Source organism: Onishia taeanensis, assembly GCF_003268885.1.
GTDB lineage: Bacteria > Pseudomonadota > Gammaproteobacteria > Pseudomonadales > Halomonadaceae > Onishia > Onishia taeanensis_A.
This window is the reverse complement of the sequence record NZ_QLSX01000004.1, coordinates 191,618-213,811: the sequence shown is the minus strand read 5'-3', so window position 1 is coordinate 213,811 and position 22,194 is coordinate 191,618. Positions and strand designations below refer to the sequence as shown.

General features: G+C 64.5%; 16 protein-coding genes. 12 read left to right on the top strand and 4 right to left on the bottom strand.

Translation table 11 applies throughout. The features are described from left to right. Positions 1-54 precede the first annotated feature (54 nt). On the top strand, positions 55-1,497 hold the full coding sequence (gene cysN, locus BCL93_RS07590) for a sulfate adenylyltransferase subunit CysN (protein ID WP_112054677.1): 1,443 nt from the start codon (positions 55-57) through the stop codon (positions 1,495-1,497). A gap of 136 nt (positions 1,498-1,633) precedes the next feature. Here cysN and norR read toward each other — a convergent pair whose 3' ends face one another. Continuing rightward, complete coding sequence (gene norR / locus BCL93_RS07585; protein ID WP_112054676.1) at positions 1,634-3,211, bottom strand: nitric oxide reductase transcriptional regulator NorR; 1,578 nt, start codon at positions 3,209-3,211, stop codon at positions 1,634-1,636. 302 nt (positions 3,212-3,513) lie between these two features. Here norR and hmpA point away from each other — a divergent pair, with 302 nt between their 5' ends. The 6 genes from hmpA (at position 3,514) to BCL93_RS07555 (ending at position 9,458) form a co-directional block, all read left to right on the top strand. After that, positions 3,514-4,698 (top strand): NO-inducible flavohemoprotein, encoded by a 1,185-nt coding sequence (gene hmpA, locus BCL93_RS07580; RefSeq protein WP_112054675.1) that lies wholly within the window; start codon positions 3,514-3,516, stop codon positions 4,696-4,698. 173 nt (positions 4,699-4,871) lie between these two features. After that, positions 4,872-7,007, top strand: a complete 2,136-nt coding sequence (locus tag BCL93_RS07575; protein WP_112054674.1) for an LTA synthase family protein — start codon at positions 4,872-4,874, stop codon at positions 7,005-7,007. Positions 7,008-7,136: 129 nt separating this feature from the next. Beyond that, on the top strand, positions 7,137-7,592 hold the full coding sequence (locus tag BCL93_RS07570; RefSeq protein ID WP_112054673.1) for a globin: 456 nt from the start codon (positions 7,137-7,139) through the stop codon (positions 7,590-7,592). A 5-nt stretch (positions 7,593-7,597) separates the two neighbouring features. Beyond that, positions 7,598-7,810 carry a hypothetical protein gene (locus BCL93_RS07565; protein WP_258396089.1) on the top strand — a complete coding sequence of 71 codons (213 nt, stop codon included), beginning with the start codon at positions 7,598-7,600 and terminating at the stop codon, positions 7,808-7,810. 11 nt (positions 7,811-7,821) lie between these two features. After that, a complete protein-coding gene (locus tag BCL93_RS07560) occupies positions 7,822-9,054 on the top strand; it encodes an NnrS family protein (protein WP_181463055.1) in 1,233 nt (410 codons plus the stop codon). A 17-nt stretch (positions 9,055-9,071) separates the two neighbouring features. Continuing rightward, complete coding sequence (locus BCL93_RS07555) at positions 9,072-9,458, top strand: SirB2 family protein (RefSeq protein WP_112054671.1); 387 nt, start codon at positions 9,072-9,074, stop codon at positions 9,456-9,458. A 116-nt stretch (positions 9,459-9,574) separates the two neighbouring features. Here BCL93_RS07555 and BCL93_RS07550 read toward each other — a convergent pair whose 3' ends face one another. From BCL93_RS07550 to BCL93_RS07540, 3 genes are all read right to left on the bottom strand, one after another. Beyond that, complete coding sequence (locus tag BCL93_RS07550) at positions 9,575-10,279, bottom strand: succinate dehydrogenase iron-sulfur subunit (protein WP_304526642.1); 705 nt, start codon at positions 10,277-10,279, stop codon at positions 9,575-9,577. A 177-nt stretch (positions 10,280-10,456) separates the two neighbouring features. Next, the gene (gene narL, locus BCL93_RS07545) at positions 10,457-11,110 is read right to left on the bottom strand and encodes a two-component system response regulator NarL (protein WP_112054670.1); all 654 of its coding nucleotides are present in this window, start codon (positions 11,108-11,110) and stop codon (positions 10,457-10,459) included. Beyond that, on the bottom strand, positions 11,097-12,449 hold the full coding sequence (locus tag BCL93_RS07540; RefSeq protein WP_181463054.1) for a histidine kinase: 1,353 nt from the start codon (positions 12,447-12,449) through the stop codon (positions 11,097-11,099). The genes narL and BCL93_RS07540 overlap by 14 nt, the downstream gene beginning before the upstream one ends. Positions 12,450-12,680: 231 nt before the next feature. Here BCL93_RS07540 and BCL93_RS07535 point away from each other — a divergent pair, with 231 nt between their 5' ends. The 5 genes from BCL93_RS07535 to narI are packed head-to-tail and all read left to right on the top strand — an operon-like array spanning position 12,681 to position 22,190. Continuing rightward, positions 12,681-15,365 (top strand): nitrate/nitrite transporter, encoded by a 2,685-nt coding sequence (locus BCL93_RS07535; protein ID WP_112054668.1) that lies wholly within the window; start codon positions 12,681-12,683, stop codon positions 15,363-15,365. Positions 15,366-15,396: 31 nt separating this feature from the next. Beyond that, positions 15,397-19,161 (top strand): nitrate reductase subunit alpha, encoded by a 3,765-nt coding sequence (locus tag BCL93_RS07530; protein WP_112054667.1) that lies wholly within the window; start codon positions 15,397-15,399, stop codon positions 19,159-19,161. Beyond that, a complete protein-coding gene (narH, locus tag BCL93_RS07525; RefSeq protein ID WP_112054666.1) occupies positions 19,158-20,741 on the top strand; it encodes a nitrate reductase subunit beta in 1,584 nt (527 codons plus the stop codon). Before BCL93_RS07530 ends, narH begins: the two co-directional genes overlap by 4 nt. Continuing rightward, a complete protein-coding gene (gene narJ / locus BCL93_RS07520) occupies positions 20,734-21,516 on the top strand; it encodes a nitrate reductase molybdenum cofactor assembly chaperone (protein ID WP_258396088.1) in 783 nt (260 codons plus the stop codon). Before narH ends, narJ begins: the two co-directional genes overlap by 8 nt. Further along, positions 21,513-22,190, top strand: a complete 678-nt coding sequence (gene narI, locus BCL93_RS07515; RefSeq protein WP_112054665.1) for a respiratory nitrate reductase subunit gamma — start codon at positions 21,513-21,515, stop codon at positions 22,188-22,190. The genes narJ and narI overlap by 4 nt, the downstream gene beginning before the upstream one ends. The last annotated feature ends 4 nt before the right edge of the window (positions 22,191-22,194 follow it).

Here is a 22,194-nt window from a genome sequence, read left to right as displayed (position 1 = left end):
CTGGCGCCTGCATCAGGCGCCGAGCCCGCCGGCCCGACTTTTTCGGGATACGTCATGTCTCACCAATCAACTCTGATCGCCGACAATATCGAGCAGTACTTGCACGAGCACGAGAACAAGGACCTGTTGCGCTTCATTACCTGCGGCAGCGTCGATGACGGCAAGTCCACCCTGATCGGGCGGCTCCTGCACGACTCCAAGATGATCTACGAGGATCAGCTTGCCGCCATCACCCAGGCCTCCAAGACCAGCGGCACCACCGGCGATCAGGTCGATCTGGCGCTCCTGGTCGACGGCCTGCAGTCCGAGCGGGAGCAGGGCATCACCATCGATGTCGCCTATCGCTTCTTCTCCACCGACCGGCGCAAGTTCATCATCGCCGACACACCGGGCCACGAGCAGTACACCCGCAACATGGCCACCGGTGCCTCCACCGCGAGCCTGGCGGTGATCCTGATCGATGCCCGTTACGGCGTACAGACCCAGACCCGCCGCCACAGCTACATCGCCGACCTGCTGGGCATCCAGCACCTGGTGATCGCGGTCAACAAGATGGACCTGGTCGACTACTCCGAAGACCGCTTCAACGAGATCGTCGCCGAGTATCGGGCCTTCGCCGAAAATCTCAACGCTCCGGACATTCGCTTCGTGCCACTGTCGGCGCTGACCGGCGACAACGTGGTCAACGCAAGCGACAACATGCCCTGGTACCGTGTTGATGGAAAACCGGGCACACCGCTGCTTTCGTTGCTGGAAACCGTCGAGGTCGCCCACGACTCGAATCTCAGTGATCTGCGTCTGCCGGTGCAGTATGTCAATCGCCCGAACCTCGACTTCCGCGGTTACTGCGGCACGCTCGCCGCCGGGATTCTGCGTCCCGGTCAGGCGGTCAAGGCGCTGCCGTCCAACAAGACGAGCAAGATCGAGCGCATCGTCACCTTCGAAGGCGACCTGGAAGCAGCCTACCCGGGCCAGGCGATCACCGTGACGCTGGAAGACGAGATCGACATCTCTCGAGGCGACTGGATTGTCGCTGCCGATGCCGAGGTGCCGATGTCCAACGCCTTCGAGGCCGACATCGTCTGGATGCACGAGGCGGCGCTCGAGCCCGGCCGCCCCTATGACCTCAAGCTCGCCACGCGTGACCTGACCGGTCAGGTGAGTCACATCGACTATCAGGTCGACGTCAACACCCTCGAGCACAAGGATGCCGAGCGCCTGGAGCTCAACGCCATCGGTCGCTGCCAGGTGGAGCTGACCGCCGAGGTGCCGGTGGATGACTATCGCAAGAGCCCGGGCACCGGCAGCTTCATCGTCGTCGACCGTCTGACTAACGTCACCGTCGGGGCTGGCATGATTCGCGGCACGGCCAAGGGCAGCGGTCAGGTCGGTGGCGACGTCGACTGGCAGGGCTTCGAAGTCGAGCTCAACGCCCTGGTGCGCAAGTACTTCCCGCATTGGGAAGCCAAGGACGTGAGCACGTTGCTGGGTCGCTAAGGCGCCGCCAAGGCCAGCATCTTGCCAGCCAAAAGCCCCGTCCCCCTTGGGTGGCGGGGCTTTTTCATGCCCTGTTAATGTCCTTTTGATGCCCTTGAATGTCCTTTTGATGCCCTTGGGAGCTACGCTGTATTGCCTAGTCCTTTAAGCCCAGGCGCCTGGCCAGGCGGTGCAGGTTGCCGGCATCGATACAAAGTCCTCGGGCGGTGGCCGCCCAGTTGCCGGATTTCGCCTCGAGGTGGGCCTGGATATGGCGGCGTTGGAAATCGTCGGTGGCCTCGCGCAGGGGTAAGGCGACCGCATCATCGAGCGTGGCTTTTTTGGCTCCTGTGGGGGGGGCTGGTGTCTCGCCGCAGGTGGGAATTTCGTTTGCGGGTAAGCCGGGCAGCGCCAGGTGGTGGGGCGATAGACGGAGTACTGACTGGCGTCTCATCTGGGGGCTTACGGCTCCCTGCTCGCCAAGGACCCTCAGCGCCGCTCTGCCCAGAGTGTGTTCGAGCTCGCGTATGTTGCCCGGCCACTGCCAGGCCGTCAGCGCGGCCATGGCGTCAGCGTCGAGGCGCAGGTTGGCAATACCGAGCCGTATCCGATTGTCCTCGAGGAAATGGCCGGCCAGCAGTGAGATATCCTCAGGCCGCTCGCGCAGGGGCGGAACGGTAAGAGGAAAAGCGTTCAGGCGGTGATAGAGGTCCTCGCGGAAGCGGCCGGCCTCGACCTCGCTTGACAGGTCACGATTGGTGACGGCGATGATGCGCACATCAATGCGTTCAGCACGCTCGCTGCCCAACGGCTGAATCTCGCCTTCCTGGAGCACTCGCAGCAGCTTGGGCTGCAGGCTCAGTGGCAGCTCGCCGACCTCATCGAGCATCAGGGTGCCGCCATCGGCCATAGCGAAGTGCCCGCGGCGTTCGGCGTGTGCGCCCGAGAAGGCGCCGCGGCGGTGGCCAAACAGCTCACTTTCGATCAGGTGCTCGGGAAGGGCGGCGCAGTTGACCTGCACGAGTGGGCCGCGGTGGCGTTGGGAGCGGACATGCAGGGCGCGCGCCACCGCTTCCTTGCCGACCCCGGTCTCGCCATGCAGTAGCACGCTCATGTCGGTAGGTGCCACCAATGACAGGGCGTTCATCAGGCGCCCCATGACGGGGCTGTGCCACTGTTGAAGAGGGACGCTGCGTTGCTCTTCCTCCAGGGCCTCGCTGAGCTGCTGGCGGGTGGTGCTGAGCTGCTCGGCCACTCGCAGACAGGTGCCAAGCAGGCGCGCGGCGGCCAGCAGCTCGCCATCATCCAGGCTTGCCAGCCCCTGGACGTCCAGAGCATCGAGCGTCAGCAAGCCGATCAGCCGATCGCCGTCCCTGAGTGCAACGCCCAGGCAGTCATGGACCTGGCTCATGTCCTCGTCGATCAGGCCATCGAAAGGGTCGGGCAGCTCGCTGTCGGGCGGAAAGCGACAGATGCCCGGATGGGAGGCGATGGCAGCCAGGCGAGGGTGTTCCTGCAGCCGGAAGGGGCGGCCGCGAACGTCATCGGGCAGGCCCAGGACCGCCACCGGCCGCAGGCTATCCTGGTTCATCACCATCAGGGTGCTGGCATCGGCTTGGGTATCACCGACCAGCGCATGCAGAAGCCTGGTCCAGTCATCGTGGTAGGTATCCTCGGCATCGCCTGTGGAAAGGCGAGCGAGCAGGTCACGTAGGGCATCGAGAAAGTCAGTCATGGAGATGTCCTTATGACAATTTATGGTCATAAAGACATCATGTTTACTGTCAATTTGTCAATCCGGGCTGGCACCTCTCATGCCTAGGATCATTGATTGGTCAGGAAGGACATTGCCGAAAGCCGCATGAGGCGCGTGCAGCGAGAGATTTGGTAATGTGCGGCGCACTTCTGGCATGAAGATTGCTTATTGATAAAGAAGCAGGGCACGGAGTGTTACCTCGATGCCCCGCCGTTGCTGTAACTCAACGGGTTGCAGCCAAGCATCTTTATCAACCGTCTTTACCAAGAGTGAGAGCCTGAATGCTGACGAAAGACCAGGAAAGTCTGATCGATGCGACTGCGCCAGTGGTGGCCGAGCACCTCGGTACCATTACGTCACGCTTTTATCCGCTGATGTTCTCCCGTTACCCGGAAGTCTCTGTGCTGTTCAATGCGGCGCATCAGGCCGACGGTGCCCAGCCGCAGGCGCTCGCTGGGGCGGTGCTGGCCTATGTGCAACTGCGCAGGGAGCCCGCTCGTGCCCGGCAGGTGCTGGCCACGGTGGTCAGTAAGCATGTCTCGCTGGGTATTCGTCCCGATCAGTACCCGATCGTCGGCGAGTGCCTGATGGCGGCCATCGGCGAGGTGCTGGGCGATGCCGTGACGCCCGACGTCGCCGATGCCTGGGGAGCGCTCTACGAGGAACTGGCAGGCTTGCTGATCGAGCTTGAGGACCATCGCTATCATGAATTTGCCCAGCGTGAGGGCGGTTGGCGGGGCACTCGGACCTTCCGCATCGACGCGACCCGCCAGGAGAGCTCGGTGATTCGCTCCTTCGTGCTGGTCCCAGAAGATGGCGGGCCCGTGGCCGATTTCGTGCCGGGGCAGTTCATCGGGGTGCGGCTCATGATCGACGGTGCCCCTGTCTATCGTCACTACAGTCTTTCGGCCTCGCCCAACGGTGAGCGCTACCGGCTGTCGATCAAGCGTGAGCCTGAGGGTCGGGTCAGCCGGCATCTGCACGATGTGCTTGGCGTCGGCGACACTCTTGAACTGCTGCCGCCGGCCGGGGAACTAACCCTCGAAGAAAGTGACACGCCGCTGATGCTGATCAGTGGCGGTGTTGGCCAGACGCCGATGTTGCCGCTGGCAGCGCAGGGGTTGGAGCAGGGCCGTGAGGTCGTCTACCTGCATGCCGCACAGGAGCGCGCCCAGCATGCCTTCGCCGAGGAGCTGGCATCGCTGAAGGCGGCCTATCCCGAGCGTTTGACCTGCGCGGTCGTCTACGAGCGCGCTGAGACGGGCAATACCGAAGCGGATCATGTGGGGCGTCTCGATCGCGAGCTGCTCGCTCGCTACCTCCCGGCGGGTCAGCCGCACTGCTTCTTCGTTGGCCCTCAGGGCTTCATGACGGCGATGGATCAGTCACTGACATCACTGGGGGTCGACGAAGACCATCGCCACTACGAGCATTTCGGGCCTTCTCGCCCGCTTGAGGCCAGATAAGTCCTTGGCTGGAGTGAGGCGCGCGCCTTGCCTGTCTTCCATCGTGTGGGCATGCCTGCGTTAAGCAGGGCCTTTCGAGGGGGCTTTCGAGGGGGCTTTCGAGAGCCCTTGAGGATCGTCAGACCTTGAATGGGCCGTTATAGTACGCGTCGCCTAACACGATGGAATGACCAATGATTGACAATGGAATGACAGTCTCGCGCTGGGGGCATTGGCGCGAGATCAATCGCCAGCTATGGCGCCTTGGGCTGGTCGGGGTGGCGATGCTGACCCTGATGCGTGGCCTGCTGTTGTGGATGAATGCCCCGACGCCGCTCACCGCTCCTACCTCTGATCTGCTGCAGGCGTTCTGGATCGGCCTGCGCTTTGACGCCAAGATCATGGCGGTACTGCTCGGCCCCTGGCTGCTAGTGGCGACTCTGCTGCTGGTGCTGCCACGGCCTTTCATCGCCATATGGCGGCGGCTGTGGCTTCCCTGGGCGCTGGTGTGCATGCTGCTGGTCAACTTGCTGTCATTGGTCAATCACTTCTTCTTCAGCTTTTATCAGGGACCAATCAACTCACTGATCTTTGGCCTGTTCGAAGACGACACCCGGGCGGTGATCGATACGGTGTGGAGCGACTATCCCTTGCTGGCACTGCTGGTGGCGCTGGCCGGCATGACCGGCGCCCAGCTTGCCTGGATGCGCCGCGGCGGTCGTCGCGATGGCCGTCGAACGGGTCGTCAAAAAGGTCGTCGAGACAGTATTCGAGACAGTCGTCGCCGATCGCACCATCTGGGCTGGCCGCGTGCGAGCGTGATGGTGGTAGTGAGCCTGGTCGCGCTCATCGGGCTCGGACGCGGAAGCCTCGGGACCTTCCCGCTGCGTGAGATGAATATGGCCGTCTCGGCCAATGCCTTCGTCAACGATCTGGTGCCCAGCGGTCCGCAGGCGCTGTACCTGGCATGGAAGGAGCGCGAACTCAATAATATCGGCGACAACCCCCGGGCGGGGCTCGAGCATTACGGCTTCTCATCGCCGGTTGAAGCGGCCCGGGCGCTGGGTTGGACCGAGGTCGACAATGCCGATGAGGTGCTTGAGCGCATGACCCTGACCACGCCTCGCCGGCCGGCGGCCGAAGAGGCTCCACCCCATGTGGTGGTCAGCCTGATGGAAAGCTGGGGACGCCGACCGCTGGATTTCGATGACCCCGAGAGCAACGACCTGCTTGGCCGGCTGCGGCCCTGGCTCGAGGGTAAGGCGGACTATTTCCCTCATGCCCTGTCGGCGGAGAACGGCACCCATCCGAGCCTCGAGGGGCTGTTGTTGGATACGCCGATCAGCCCGCTGACCCAGAGCCGCTATGGCTATCGTAGCTTCTCGACCTCGGCGGCCCTGCCGTATCGGCGAGACGGCTACCGCACGGTGTTCCTGACCGCGGGCTCGGTGCAGTGGCGTGACCTCGACGATGCCCTGAGACGCCAGGGTTTCGATCAGGTGCTCGGTTCCAGCGCGATTCGTGAGCGCTTCCCCGAGGCTACCGGTGGCACCTGGGGACTGGATGACGAGTGGATGTTCCGCACCGGCGCCGAACTCTTGCGTGAGGCCGATGCCAGGGGCGAGAAGGTGATGCTGGTGATGCTCTCGATCACCAATCATCCTCCCTACCATGTTCCTGATCACTACACGCCGGCGCCGCTGGATGTCACGCAACTGGGGGATTCGTTGGCGGTATCGCCCGAATTTGGCACCTCGATTCTCGAGACCTATCAATACGCCAACGATGCCATGGGCGGCTTCCTGGACCGTCTCGAGTCAGATGGCCTGCTCGGGCATACGCTTTTTGCCGCGACCGGCGATCACAACTCCCGCTCGATCATTCAGTACCCGGATGCCCATGATCTGTTCGATCAGTTCGGCGTGCCGATCCTTGTGTGGCTGCCGCCGCGCTATCGCCAGCAGGCCACGGCCCAGCGCGAGGATTGGACCAGTCACCGCGATATCTTCCCCACCCTGTGGGCGCATTCGCTCTCGAAGGCCGAGGTGCCCTGGGTCGGGCGTGATCTCTATGCACCGGTCGAGAAGCCGATGGCGCTGTCGTTCAATCGCCAGGACGGTGGCGCAGGTTTGTTGGTGAGCAAGCAGGGGGCGGCGACCAACCTGGCACAGCCGACCTTCTATGACTGGCAGGAAGGGCGAGGGCTTGCCGCCACCGAGACGCCCTCCGACGCCCTGCGCGAGCAGGCGCGCCAGGCCCGGGCACGGCTGGCGCTGGAGGACTGGCGGATTCGCCGCCAGGCGCTGGGCGAGGCCGGCGACGGAGGTTGAGAAAGCGCTCCGCTTTCCTTGCCCTGGGTCATGCTCCATCGCGGACGAGGTGGCGCCGCGCCAGCCTGCGGCTAGGCTTTAAGCAAGGGATACCCGGCTCTGGATAGTCTGTGTGGGTGGTCAGGGAGAATGCCTTGGATTATCGAGACGATCTTCGACGGCAGCTATGAGAGAGTGCTGGCGCGCCACATCTCAGGGAAGGGTTTCTTCGAGGCTTTCTACCTGAGGTTCGTCGCGGCCTCCGAAGAGGTGGCAGAGAAGTTCCGCATCACCGACATGCTCCGTCAGCAGGCGATGCTCAAGAAATCCTTCTACCACCTGCTGGCCTTTTATGGTTCGTGCCATGCCGACTATTATCTCGACCGGGTCGCCATAAGTCATAACTGCCAGTATCTCGACATTCGCCCGGCGCTCTTTGATCTGTGGATGGAAACCTTGGTCGAGATCCTGCGCCACTTCGACCCGCACTATGACGACGAAGTAGAGCTGGCCTGGTGCCTGGTCATGGCGCCGGGCATCGTCTACATGAAGTTCCACTACGAGCGCGAAACGCCGGTCGGCCAGCGGGGCAGTTCATCGGGGTGATACTCGTGATCGATGGCAAGCCGGTCTGCCGCCATTACAGCCTATCAGCGATGCCCAACGGGCGTAGCTATCGGCTGTCGATCAAGCGTGAGCCCGAGGGGCGGGGCAGCCGGAATTTTCACGATATGCTGGGTGTCGGCGGTATCCTGGCGCGGCTGCTCCCGGCCGACAATCGCTGCCACTTCGAGCATTTCGGGCGCTCGCTCGATGCCGCTTGAGGAGCATTACCATGGCTGGAGAAAGTAGTCTGCCGATTTCGTCGACCCTGAGCCGGGTCATGCCGCTGTGGCGGCTGGCTTTTCGCCCCTTCTTCCTGTTCGGTGCCCTGTTCAGCCTGCTGGCCATGTTGGCCTGGGGCGCCTTCTGGCACGGCAGCCTGCTGTTTGAGCCCTTGGGCGGTATGGTCTGGTGGCATCAGCACGAGATGCTGTTCGGCTTCGTGGCGGCCATCGTGGCGGGCTTCCTGCTGACCGCAGTGCAGAACTGGACGGGGCAGCGCAGCCTGCATGGCTGGCCGCTGCTCGCCATCGTGCTGGTGTGGCTGGCAGGTCGCCTCGTGATGGCCTTTCCCGGCCTAATGAGCCCGCCCGGCGCGCCGAACGGGCTCTCGGTCGCGCTGGTCGACCTGGCCTTCCTGCCGCTGGTGGCGGGGGTGATGGCGCGGCTGGTGATCAGGGCGAAGCAGTGGCGCAACCTGATCTTTGTGCCGGTGTTGGTGCTGCTGGTGGTGGCCAACGCCCTGATGCACTGGGGGCTCGCCCGCGGTGACGGCACCCTGGTGCGCGCCGGTGCCCACCTCGCGGTACTGCTGATCACCCTGTTGATGGTGGTGCTCGGGGGGCGGGTGATTCCCTTCTTCACCTCGCTGCGTCTGAAACGGCCGAAGGCCCAGCCCAGCGCCTGGCTGGAGCGACTGGCCATCGGCGGCGTGGCGGCGCTGGTGCTGATCGGACTGCTGGGGGCGGCGGGGCTCGTCATGCCGGCGCTCCTGACGGCGGCGTTGGCCATTTCCGCCGGCCTCGCCAATCTGTGGCGCCTGGCGCGCTGGGAAGGCGGGCGCACGCTTCGCGAACCGCTGCTGTGGGGGCTTCACGCGAGCTACGCCTTCGTTGGCCTGGGGCTCGTCATGTTCGGCCTGGCCGCCCTAGGGGCGCTGCCGGCGACGCTGGCGATCCATGCCCTGACCGTGGGCGGCATGGGCACCATGATCCTGTCGATGCTGTCGCGGGTCTCGCTGGGGCATACCGGCCGCCCCATCAAGACCCTGCCGGGGATCGGTGTGGCCTTGGGCATGATGCTGCTTGCGGCCACGCTGCGGGCGCTGGTGCCGACGCTATGGCCCCAGGTCACCCACTGGATGCTGAGCCTGAGCATCCTGCTGTGGTGCCTCGCTTATGCGGTCTTCCTGATGCACTACGCCTGGCCGCTGCTGTCATCGCGGCCCGACGGTGGGGAAGGCTGAGAGGCTCAGGATAAGGGATGTCGTCGTACCTGCTGATCAAGTACCTGCACATGAGCGCCGCTGGGCTCAGCCTTTCGCTGTTCGTATTGCGTGCCTGGTGGTCGGTGCGCGCGTCGCCGCGACTGCAGGCACGCTGGGTGCGCATCCTGCCTCATGTCATCGATACCGCACTGTTGACACTGGGGGTGTCGCTGATGCTTATGCTGCGCGCCTGGCCGCACCAGCAGCCCTGGCTGGCGGCCAAGCTGCTGGGCCTGCTGGCCTATGTCCTGTTGGGTAGCGTCGCCATCAAGCGGGGCCGAACGCCGGCCAAGCGCGGCCTGGCAGCGCTGGCAGCGGTGACGGTGTTCCTTTACATCGTAGGCGCTGCCCTGCATCACAGCCCGTTGTCCTGGTTGGCCTGAGAGACACCCCACGGCCCGGCCTGATTCCGATGCTTAGCCTGCCGATCGTGTGGTCGCCCTGACCTAGATCGAGGAGATCACCGCGACGTTGATGAAACGTCGCTGGCAGCATGGCGTTAGCTGCCGCGACTAAGTAGCAGGGCCTTGATTCGGCCGATGGCCTGCATCGGGTTGAGTCCCTTGGGGCAAACCCAGGTGCAGTTGGCGATCTGCCGGCAGCGGAAGACGCTGAACGGGTCTTCCAGCTCGGAAAGGCGTTCGTCGGTGGCGGTGTCACGGCTATCAATCAGGAAACGATAGGCCTGCAGCAGGCCCGCTGGTCCAATATATTTCTGCGGGTTCCACCACCACGATGGGCAGGCTGAGGTACAGCAAGCACACAGGATGCATTCGTAGAGGCCGTCGAGCCGGTCCCGGTCCTTTGGGGCTTGTAGGCGCTCGATGGCCGGCTCAGGTGTGTCATTGATCAGATAGGGGCGGATGCGTTCCAGTTGCTTGAAGAACAGCTGCTGATCGACGACCAGGTCGCGGATCACCGGCATACCGGGCAGCGGACGCAGAATCAGGGTAGTTGAACGGCCTAGTGCCTCGGCCATCGGCGTGATGCAGGCCAGGCCGTTTTTACCGTTGATGTTCATGCCATCCGAGCCACACACGCCCTCGCGACAGGAGCGCCTGTAGACGAGGGTGGGATCCTGCGTTTTCAGATATTCCAGCACATCCAGCACCATCGCCTTACGAAAGCACTCGTCGAGCTCGACCCGCTCGAGATGCGGTGTCCTATCGGTGTCGGGTTTATAGCGAAACAGCTCGACGGTAATCATCGATACGTCCCCATCCATTCGACTTGATCGTCAGCCAAATTGTAGTCATTTTCGTCCCGGCCATCTTACTGCCACTGTTTGGCAAACGATTGCCCCGGGGGCGTTGCGGGGCAGCACCGGGTCAGGGCGGAAGGGGGGCTGTCGGATCGTCAAGCTTGCTGTCGCGCTGTTCGGCTATCCCAGCTCTTGCTGGGCGGCCCACACGGCGGCTTCGGTGCGCGAGTGCATCTCGAGCTTCTTCAGCAGGTGGCGCATGTGCACCTTGACCGTGCCTTCGCGGATGGCCAGGTGCTGGGCGATCTGCTTGTTGGCGTAGCTCTTGGCCAGCAGGCGCAGGATTTCGCGTTCCCGACGGGTAAGATGATCGAGAGTCGGACCGCTGACCGTGGGCCTGCGGCGCAGGGCGCCGGCCATCAGGGCGGTGAGACGCGGGTCGAAGAGCATCTCGCCATCGCCTTGCCGTTCCAGAGCCTCGAGCAGTCGATCGGGCGGCATGTCCTTGAGCAGGTAGCCGTCGGCGCCGGCGCGAATGGCGGCGATCACGTTCTCCTGGTGATCGGAAACACTCAGGATGATCACCCGCGTGTCGAGGCCGGCCTCCCTCAGGGCCCTGAGGGTGGCGATGCCATCCATGGCATGCATCTGCAGGTCCAGCAGAATAAGATCCGGCGACAGCGCCTCGGCCTTTAGCAGGGCCGCCTCGCCGTCATCGGCCTCGCCGAGGCAGGTCAGTCGCTCGCTCATCTCGAGCAGTTGGCGCACCCCCCGCCGAAACAGGGGGTGATCGTCGACGATTAGGACGCCGCGGCGGCCATCAGGTGGCATCATGCGGTTCTCCGTGCGGGGTGAAGTGGAGCTCGAGACGTGCGCCGCCCCAGTCGCTGGCAGCGAAGTGCAGCCGGCCACCCAGGCCCTGCGCACGCTCCTTCATGATGATGATGCCATAGTGCTCCGGACGAGTGAGATCGTCCGGCAGGCCGCTGCCGTCATCGTCCACCCGCAGCGTCACGCCGTCGGCGTCACCGGTCAGGTGAATGGCCGCCCGCGAGGCACGTGCGTGCTGCACGACGTTGGCCAGTGCCTCGCGCAGGATCTGAACGACGTGCAGTTCCTCGTCGGGACCCAGGACGTCGTCGGCCAGCGTCACCTCCTGGTGGATCCAGATGCCGCCGCGTTGGGTGAAGCTCTCGGCGGCGTCCTCGACCGCCGCCCTGAGGCCATGCTCGGTGAGCCGGGTGCGGAAGGTCGTCAGCAGCTCGCGCAGCTGGCGGTAGGCGTGCTCGATGCCGCCACGCAGTTCCTCGACGATGGCGCCGCTATGCGGGTCACCATCGCTGGCGGCCAGGCGCCGTTGCAGCCGCAGAGCCTGGATGTTCTGGTAGCTCAACGCCTGGGCCAGGGAGTCGTGAAGCTCCCGGGCCATCACCGCGCGCTCCTCCATCAGCGCCAGGCGTCGCGCCTGACGCTGCCGGGCGCGCTCGGCGATGGCCGCCTCGAGATGGGCGGCCATGTCGTCCACGGTGGTGGCCAGCAGGCCGATCTCGTCCTGGCGACGGTAGCCGCTGTGGGCCGCGAAGTCGCCCTGGCGCAGGCGCTCTATGACACCCAGCAGGTCGCGTAACGGCATCAGCACATGGCGGAGCAGGCGATAGCCGCCGTAGGCCAGCAGCGGCAGGGTCAACGTCAACAGCGTCAACTGCAGCCACTTCAGCCAGCGCAGACGCTGCTCGGCGGCCGCTTCCAGGCGGCCGACCAGTGCATCCAGCGCGTCGACGTGGGCATCGAGTCGCGCCGTCGGCAGCTCTCCTCGCTCGCCAGCGGTCAGGCGCGGGGCCAGCTCCTGTTGCCATTGCCGGCGGATCGTCGCCAGCCGTCGTGCGATATCCCCGTCGCCGTCTTGCACCAGGCGCGTCTCGCCCAGGCGAGCGTGGCTCTCCTCGATGCCCGCCAGGTAGCGCTGGCGGGATGCCGGCGCGTCGGCTGTGGCCAGCGCCCGCCAGGCCTGCATGCGCAGCGACCCGGCCAGGTTGATGGCGCGGGCGTCGCCCTCGGCGGTATCGGCCAGATACACCGTCGACAGCATGCTCGCGATCGCCAGCAGCGAGATCATCCCGAATACCAGGGTCAGCGTCAGGGTCAGCGAGTAGCGGCGGCGCTTGATTATCACCAATGAAATCCTTCTCATCTTTAACTACCTATAAAGTAATAGGTATATTTTTTATTGGCATTTTATTCAATAACTTATCAACTTCCATTATATACCCAGTTGGTCATAAGTCGTTGATTTACCTATCAAGGTCCTGTCTCTCCTTTGATCTGGATCAAGAATGTCCGCGGTGCCCACCGGCAGAGTACCCCTACAGCAATCTGTTTTATTGCGACCTGAGGGGGTGGCATCGTGACATCACTCGCCGTAACACGCCGCGAGCAGAATCGAGCGCTGGGGCTGTCGACCTTGGCGTTCACCCTGTGCTTCGCCGTCTGGACCATCTTTTCGATTCTCGGCCTGCAACTCAAGGACGACTTCCTGCTGTCGGACACCCAGCTGGGGTTGTTGATGGCTACCCCGGTGCTCACCGGCTCCATCAGCCGGCTGTTCCTGGGCCTGCTCACCGACCGTTTCGGCGGGCGGTGGGTGTTCGGCCTGCTGATGCTGGCCACCGCCGTCTGCGTCTACCTGCTGACCTTCGCCACCAACTACCTCATGCTGCTGGTCGGCGCCTTGGGCATCGGCCTGGCCGGCGGTTCCTTCATCGTCGGGGTGGCCTACACCTCGGCCTGGTTCGAGAAAGAGAAGCAGGGCACGGCGCTGGGCATCTTCGGTGCCGGTAACGTGGGGGCCGCCGTGACCAACTTCGGTGCTCCCTTCCTGCTGCTGGCGCTGGGCTGGCAGGGTACCGCGTTGGTCTATGCCACGGTGATCGCGGTGATGGGCGTGGCCTTCATGCTGCTGGCCCGCATCGATCCGATGAGCGCCCAGCGCCGGGCCAACCCGGTGCCGCTCAAGGAGCAGCTGGCGCCGCTGGCCGAGCTGCGGGTATGGCGTTTCTCCCTCTACTACTTCTTCGTGTTTGGCGGCTTCGTGGCGCTGGCGCTGTGGCTGCCGCACTACCTGGTCGAGGTCTACGGCCTGGGTATCGCCGCTGCGGGCATCGTTGCCGCCCTCTATACCATTCCCGCCTCGCTGTTTCGCGTCCTGGGGGGCTGGATGTCCGACCGCTATGGCGCGCGGCGGGTGATGTACTGGACCCTGATCGCCTCGGTGATCACGACTTTCCTGCTCAGCTATCCGCCGACCGACTATGTCATCCGCGGCGTCGCCGGCGAGATCCGCTTCTCCTTCGCCATGTCCCTGGCCGGCTTCGTGGCCCTGACCATGGTGCTGGGGTTCTTCATGTCGCTGGGCAAGGCGGCGGTGTTCAAGCATATCCCCGTTTACTATCCCCAGAACGTCGGCATCGTGGGGGGCGTGGTCGGCATGGTCGGCGGCCTGGGCGGCTTCTTCCTGCCGCTGACCTTCGGCATGCTCAATGACGTCATCGGCATCTGGCAGAGCGCCTTCATGCTGCTGTTCGTGGTGTCCGCGGCCGCCCTGGCCTGGATGCACTACGCGATCCTCAGGGTCACCCGTATCGAGTGGGAGGCCCAGCGAGAGACCACCGATCTGCCGGAATTCGCCACCCCCAGCAAGTTCGTGCTCGAGGACTGGCGCCCCGAGGACCCGACGTTCTGGGAGGAGAAGGGCAAGCGCATCGCCTCGTGCAACCTGTGGATCTCGATCCCCAACCTGCTGCTGGCCTTTTCGGTGTGGATGGTGTGGTCGGTGGTGGTCGCCAAGCTGCCCCAGGTGGGCTTCGACTACAGTTCCAATCAGCTGTTCTGGTTGGCGGCCCTGCCGGGCCTGTCCGGCGCCACGCTGCGCATCTTCTACAGCTTCATGGTGCCGATCTTCGGTGGTCGGCGCTTCACGGCGATCTCCACCGCCTCGCTGCTGCTGCCGGCCCTGTGGATTGGCTTCGCGGTGCAAAATCCCGAGACCCCCTATCTGGTGATGCTGATCCTGGCGCTACTGTGTGGCTTCGGTGGCGGCAATTTCGCCTCCAGCATGGCCAACATCTCCTTCTTCTATCCCAAGCAGGAGAAGGGCAAGGCGCTGGGCCTGAATGCCGGCCTGGGTAACCTCGGGGTCAGCGTCATGCAGTTCCTGGTGCCCCTGGTGATCACCACCGGCGTGTTCAGCGCGGTCGCCGGCGGCGCCCAGTCGGTGAGCGGCGGCGACTCGCTGTGGCTGCAGAATGCCGGCTTCGTCTGGGTCCCCTTCATCGTCATCGCCGCCGTGGCGGCCTGGTTCGGCATGAACGATATCGCCAGCGCCAAGTCGTCGTTCAAGGATCAGGCGGTGATCTTCACCCGCAAGCACAACTGGCTGATGTGCGTGCTCTACACCGGCACCTTCGGCAGCTTCATCGGCTACTCGGCGGGCTTCCCGTTGCTGGCCTCCAACCAGTTCCCCGAGGTCGACGTGCTCAAGTTCGCCTTCCTGGGGCCGCTGGTCGGCGCCTTGAGCCGGGCGCTGACCGGCGGGATCTCCGACCGCTTCGGCGGTGCGCGGGTCACCCTCTGGGTGTTCGCGGCGATGATCGCCTGCGTGGCCGGGGTGCTGTTCTTCCTCGGCATCAAGGACCAGTCGGGCGCCTTCTGGGGCTTCTTCGCCATGTTCCTGCTGCTGTTCTTCTTTACTGGAGTAGGCAACGCCAGCACCTTCCAGATGATTCCGGCGATCTTCCGCGAGGAGATTCCCCGCCTGATGCCGCACCTCTCGGCCGACGAACAGCGCCAGCAGGGCGAGAAGGAGGCGGCGGCCACCATCGGCTTCACCTCGGCGATCGCCGCCTATGGCGCCTTCTTCATTCCCAAGACCTTCGGCAGCTCCATCGCCCTGACCGGCGGTGCCGAGATGGCGCTCTACGGCTTCATCGCCTTCTACGCGATCTGCGTGGGGCTGACCTGGTTCTACTACACCCGTGACAACGCCGAGATTCGTTTCAGCGAACGCCGTGTCGCCACGGCCGTGACCCAGTGACAGCGGGCCGACCGCTGAGGAGGAGAGACACATGAGTCATTTTCTGGACCGTTTGAAGTACCTGGCCAAGAGGCCCCCCGCGTTCGCCGGCGGGCATGGCGAGACCCGCGACGAGACCCGCGACTGGGAAGACGGCTATCGCGCCCGCTGGCAGCACGACAAGATCGTGCGCTCCACCCATGGCGTGAACTGCACCGGCTCCTGCAGCTGGAAGATCTACGTCAAGAACGGCCTGGTCACCTGGGAGACCCAGCAGACCGACTATCCGCGCACCCGGCCGGACCTGCCCAACCACGAGCCGCGTGGCTGCCCGCGAGGCGCCAGCTACTCCTGGTACCTGTACAGCGCCAATCGTCTCAAGTATCCGCTGGTGCGCCAGGCGCTGATCACGCTGTGGCGCGAGGCGCGTAAGCAGCATAGCGACCCGGTGGAGGCCTGGGCCTCGATCGTCGAGGACCCGGCCAAGGCCCGCCAGTACAAGCGCGCCCGCGGCATGGGCGGCTTCGTGCGCGCCGACTGGGACGAGATGAGCGAGCTGATCGCCGCCTCCAACGTCCATACCGCCAAGCAGTACGGGCCGGATCGCATCATCGGCTTCTCGCCGATTCCCGCCATGTCGATGGTCTCCTACGCCTCCGGCGCCCGCTACCTGTCGCTGATCGGCGGGGTCTGCCTGTCGTTCTACGACTGGTACTGCGACCTGCCGCCGGCCAGCCCCCAAACCTGGGGCGAGCAGACCGACGTGCCGGAGTCCGCCGATTGGTACAACTCGGGCTACATCATCGCCTGGGGCTCCAACGTGCCCCAGACCCGCACCCCAGATGCCCACTTCTTCACCGAGGTGCGCTACAAGGGCACCAAGACGGTGGCCATCACTCCGGACTACGCGGAAGTCTCCAAGCTCTGCGACGAGTGGCTCTCCGCCAAGCAGGGCACCGACGCGGCGCTGGGCATGGCCATGGGCCATGTGATCCTCAAGGAATTCCATCTCGACAACCCCAGCGCCTACTTCACCGACTACGTGCGCCGCTATACCGACATGCCCTGCCTGGTCGAGCTGGAAGCGCGTGACGACGGCAGCTACGTGCCGGGCAAGCAGCTGCGCGCCAGCGACTTCGACGCCAACCTGGGCCAGGACAACAACCCCGAGTGGAAGACCCTGGCCTGGGACGAGACCGCCGACCGCCTCGTCGTGCCGCGGGGCTCCATCGGCTTCCGATGGGGAGAACAGGAAGGGGGGCAGGGCAGGTGGAACCTGGAGCCGCGGGATGCCGACGGCAACGAGGTGTCGTTGGCCCTGTCGCTGGCCGAGCGCCACGATGCCGTGGCCAGGGTCGGCTTCCCCTACTTCGGCGGGCTCGAGCATGAGCACTTCGACCATGTGGCCGGTGACGACGTCCTGCATCACAGCCTGCCCGCCAAGCGCCTGACGTTGGCCGATGGCCGCGAGGTGCTGGCGGTGACCGTCTTCGACCTGATGTGCGCCAACTACGGGATCGATCGCGGGTTCGGTGCCGACGGCGAGGACGACGGTGCTACCGCCTACGACCAGATCAGGCCCTATACTCCGGCCTGGCAGGAAAAGATCACCGGGGTGCCGGCGGCCCAGGTCATCCGCATCGCCCGGGAGTTCGCCGACAATGCCGACAAGACCCGTGGCCGCTCGATGATCATCGTCGGTGCCGGCATGAACCATTGGTATCACATGGACATGAACTACCGCGGCCTAATCAACATGCTGGTCATGTGCGGTTGCATCGGCCAGAGCGGCGGCGGCTGGGCGCACTATGTCGGCCAGGAGAAGCTGCGCCCGCAGACCGGCTGGACCCCGCTGGCCTTCGGTCTCGACTGGCAGCGTCCGCCGCGGCACATGAACGGCACCTCCTTCTTCTACAACCACTCCTCCCAGTGGCGGTTCGAGAAGCTCGACGTTAAGGAGATTCTCTCGCCGCTGGCCAGGCCCGAGGACTATCGCGGCAGCCTGATCGACTTCAACGTGCGCGCCGAGCGCATGGGCTGGCTGCCCTCCGCGCCGCAGCTCGATACCAATCCGCTGCGCCTGGCCGAAGCCGCCGCCGAGGCGGGCATGAGTACCGCCGACTATGTGGTCGAGCGCCTCAAGAGCGGTCAGCTGCGCTTCGCCGCCGAGGATCCGGACAGCCCGCAGAACTTCCCGCGCAACATGTTCATCTGGCGCTCCAACCTGCTGGGCAGCTCGGGCAAGGGCCACGAATACATGCTCAAGTACCTGTTGGGCACCCGTCACGGCATCCAGGGCAAGGACCTGGGGGAGATGGGCGGCAAGATGCCCGAGGAGGTCACCTGGCGTGATGACGCTCCCGAAGGCAAGGTCGACCTGCTGGTGACCCTGGACTTCCGTATGTCCACCACCTGCCTGTACTCCGACGTGGTGCTGCCCACCGCGACCTGGTACGAGAAGGACGACCTCAATACCTCGGACATGCACCCCTTCATCCACCCGCTGACCGCGGCGACCGACCCGGCCTGGGAGTCGCGCAGCGACTGGGAGATATACAAGGGCATCGCCAAGGCGTTCTCGCGGGTCTGCGTCGGCCACTTGGGCGAGGAGACCGACTTGGTCACCCTGCCGCACCAACACGACTCCCCCGGGGAGCTGGCCCAGCCCGAGGTCAAGGACTGGAAGCGCGGCGAGTGCGAGCCGCTGCCAGGCAAGACCATGCCGGCGCTGATCGAGGTCAAGCGCGACTATCCGGCCACCTTCGAGCGCTTCACCTCGGTGGGGCCGCTGCTCGAGTCCATCGGCAACGGCGGCAAGGGCATCGCCTGGAAGACCGAGACGGAAGTCGAGCTACTCCGGGGCCTGAACCATGTCAAGCGCGACGGCCCGGCCAAGGGGCAGCCCTGCATCGACTCGGCCATTGACGCCGCCGAGATGATCCTGACCCTGGCGCCGGAGACCAACGGTCAGGTGGCGGTCAAGGCCTGGGGCGCGCTGTCGCAGATCACCGGCCGCGATCACACCCACCTGGCCGAGCCCAAGCGTGACGAGAAGATTCGCTTTCGTGATGTGGTTGCCCAGCCGCGCAAGATCATCTCCAGCCCCACCTGGTCGGGCCTCGAGGACGAGCATGTCTCCTACAACGCCGGCTACACCAACGTCCACGAGCTGATCCCCTGGCGCACGGTGAGTGGTCGTCAGCAGCTCTATCAGGATCACCCCTGGATGCGCGCCTTTGGCGAGAGCCTGCTGGTCTACCGCCCGCCCATTGATACCAAGGCGGCGGCAAGCTTAGCCACGCCCAAGGGCAACGGTAATCCTGAAATTGCGCTCAATTTCTTGACGCCACACCAGAAGTGGGGAATCCACTCGACCTACTCGGACAACCTGCTGATGCAGACCCTGTCGCGAGGCGGTCCGATTATCTGGCTGTCGGAGGACGACGCGCAATCAATTGGCGTAGAAGATAACGACTGGATTGAAGCCTACAACGCCAACGGCGCCATCGCCGCGCGGGCGGTGGTCAGCCAGCGGGTCAAGGTCGGCATGGTGATGATGTATCACGCCCAGGAGCGCATCGTGAACGTGCCGGGCAGTGAAGTCACCGGCACCCGAGGCGGTATCCACAACTCCGTGACCCGGGTGTGTCCCAAGCCCACTCACATGATCGGTGGCTATGCGCAGCTCGCCTATAGCTTCAACTACTACGGCACGGTGGGCTCCAACCGCGACGAATTCGTCATCGTGCGCAAGATGAAACATGTCGACTGGCTGGATGGAGAAGGCAGTGACAGCGTACAGGAGGTCGTGAAATGAAGATTCGTTCCCAGGTTGGCATGGTCCTCAATCTCGACAAGTGCATCGGCTGTCACACCTGCTCGGTGACCTGCAAGAACGTCTGGACTAGCCGCGAAGGCATGGAATACGCCTGGTTCAACAACGTCGAGACCAAGCCCGGCATCGGCTATCCCAAGGAGTGGGAGAACCAAGCTAAATGGAAGGGCGGCTGGCTCAGGCGCCAGGACGGCCGGATCGAGCCGCGCATCGGTGGCAAGTGGCGAGTGCTGGCGAACATCTTCGCCAATCCCGATCTGCCGGAGATCGATGATTACTACGAGCCGTTCACCTTCGACTACCAGCATCTGCACCAGGCCAAGGCCGGCGAGCATCAGCCGGTGGCCCGGCCGCGCTCGCTGATCTCCGGGCAGCGCATGCAAAAGATCGAGTGGGGCCCGAACTGGGAGGAGATCCTCGGCACCGAGTTCGCCAAGCGGCGTCACGATGCGAACTTCGAGCAGATCCAGGCCGACATCTATGGCCAGTTCGAGAACACCTTCATGATGTATCTGCCCAGGCTCTGCGAGCACTGCCTGAATCCGAGCTGTGTGGCGTCCTGCCCGAGTGGCGCGATCTACAAGCGCGAGGAAGACGGCATCGTGCTGATCGATCAGGACAAGTGCCGTGGCTGGCGGATGTGCATCTCCGGCTGCCCGTACAAGAAGATCTATTACAACTGGAAGTCCGGCAAGTCCGAGAAGTGCATCTTCTGCTACCCGCGCATCGAGTCGGGCCAGCCGACGGTGTGCTCCGAGACCTGCGTGGGGCGCATCCGCTACCTGGGCGTGCTGCTTTACGATGCCGACCGCATCGAGGAGGTGGCCGCCTCCGAGGACGAGCGCGACCTCTATCACCGCCAGTGCGAGATCTTTCTCGACCCCCATGATCCGGCGGTGATTGCCCAAGCGAAGCAGGACGGCATTCCCGACAACGTCATCCAGGCCGCCCAGGCCTCGCCGGTCTATAAGCTGGCCATCGATTGGCAGCTGGCCCTGCCGCTGCACCCGGAGTACCGCACACTGCCGATGGTCTGGTACGTGCCGCCGCTGTCGCCGATCCAGTCCGCGGCGGAGGCCGGCCATGTGGAGCATGACGGCGTGTTGCCGAAGATCGAGTCACTGCGCATCCCGGTGCAGTACCTGGCCAACCTGCTCACCGCCGGCGAGGAGGCGCCGGTGGTGCTGGCCCTGAAGCGGTTGATGGCGATGCGGGTCTACATGCGCGGCAAGCATGTGGAGGGCGCGGCCGAGACCTCGGTGCTCGACGAGGTGGGCCTCAGCGAGGCGCAGGTCGAGGAAATGTATCGCTATTTGGCCATCGCCGACTACGAGGATCGCTTCGTGATTCCTACCAGCCATCGGGAAACGGCTCGCGATGCCTTCCCCGAGCGCGGCGGCTGCGGCTTCAGCTTCGGCAACGGCTGCCAGGGCGGCAGCAACGAGGCGAGCCTGTTCGGTGGACGCAAGCAGACCACGACCCTGGTCAAGCCGGTGGGCACCTTCGATCCTCAGAACGATGGTCGGAGCGAGCAAAAGAGTGAGGAGGCGCGCAATGACTAGCCATGCACGCGACGACCGAGCCCCGGACATGCTGAGCCTGCGGGCCCTGGCCCGGTTGCTGGATTACCCGACCGCCGAGTTGCAGGCAGCGGCCGGCGAGCTCGAGGCCGTCATCGCCGCGGAGCCGCGCCTGGCGGGCGCACTGCGCTCCCGGCTGGGTGACTGGTGCCGGCGGCTGGCCGAGGCGGACCTGCTCGACCGGCAGGCCGAGTATGTTGGCTTGTTCGATCGAGGGCGTTCGACCTCGTTGCTGCTGTTCGAGCACGTGCACGGCGAGTCCCGGGATCGCGGCCAGGCGATGGTCGACCTGCTGGCCGAGTACCGGGCCGCCGGTTTCGAGCTCGACGCCCGCGAGCTGCCCGACTACCTGCCGCTGTTCCTCGAATACCTCTCCACACGACCAGAGGGCGAGATCGGCCGCTGGCTGGGCGAGATTCGCCATATCCTGGCGCTGCTCGCCGCCCGTCTCGAGGAGCGCGAGGCCGACCACGCCCTGGTGCCGCTGGCGCTGCTGGCGCTGATCGGCGCCGAAGACGACATTGACGCCCATCGCCCCCAGGTTCGCGAGGAAGCGTCGGATCATACTCCCGAGGCGCTGGACGCGGTCTGGGAGGAAGAGGCGGTGCGCTTCTCCGCCGAGTCGGACCAGGATTGCGCCCTGCAGTCCGCCGAGGGGCGGCGCCTCGCCGAGCGCAAGCACGTGACGCCCAGCGAAGCGGTACGGGTCCTCGACCCCACTGTCTCCGTGTCGCGGCCTCAAGGAGATCAGCCATGAACTACCTCAACACCCTGCTGTTCGGGCTTTACCCCTATCTCGCCGGCACCGTCTTCCTGATCGGCAGCCTGGTACGCTTCGATCACGGCCAGTATTCCTGGAAGACCGGCTCCAGCCAGATGCTGTCGTCGAAGCATATGCGGCTGGCCAGCAACCTCTTCCATGTCGGCATCCTGGTGATCTTCTTCGGCCACCTGGTGGGGTTGCTGACCCCCCACTGGGTCTATGCCCCCTTCATGAGCGCCAGCGCCAAGCAACTGGTCGCCATCGTGATCGGCGGCCTCGCCGGCGTCATGTGCCTGGTGGGGGGCGCCATGCTAGCGCATCGACGCCTCACCAACCCCAGGGTGAGGGCGTCCTCCAGTTCGATGGATACCGCCATCATCCTCCTGCTGGTGATCCAGGTGACCCTAGGGCTATTGACCATCATTCCCGCCCTAGGGCACCTGGACGGCGGCGTGATGCTCCGGCTCGCCCACTGGGCTCAGTCCATCGTTTTCTTCCAGGGCGGGGCGGCGGCGCATCTCGCCGGGATCGGCCTGATCTACAAGCTGCATATCCTGCTGGGCTTGACCATCGTGCTGATCTTTCCCTTCACTCGCCTGGTGCACGTCTGGAGCATTCCGTTAGGTTATCTGGGCAGGCGCTATCAGATCGTCCGCCGCCGTGGCTAAAACT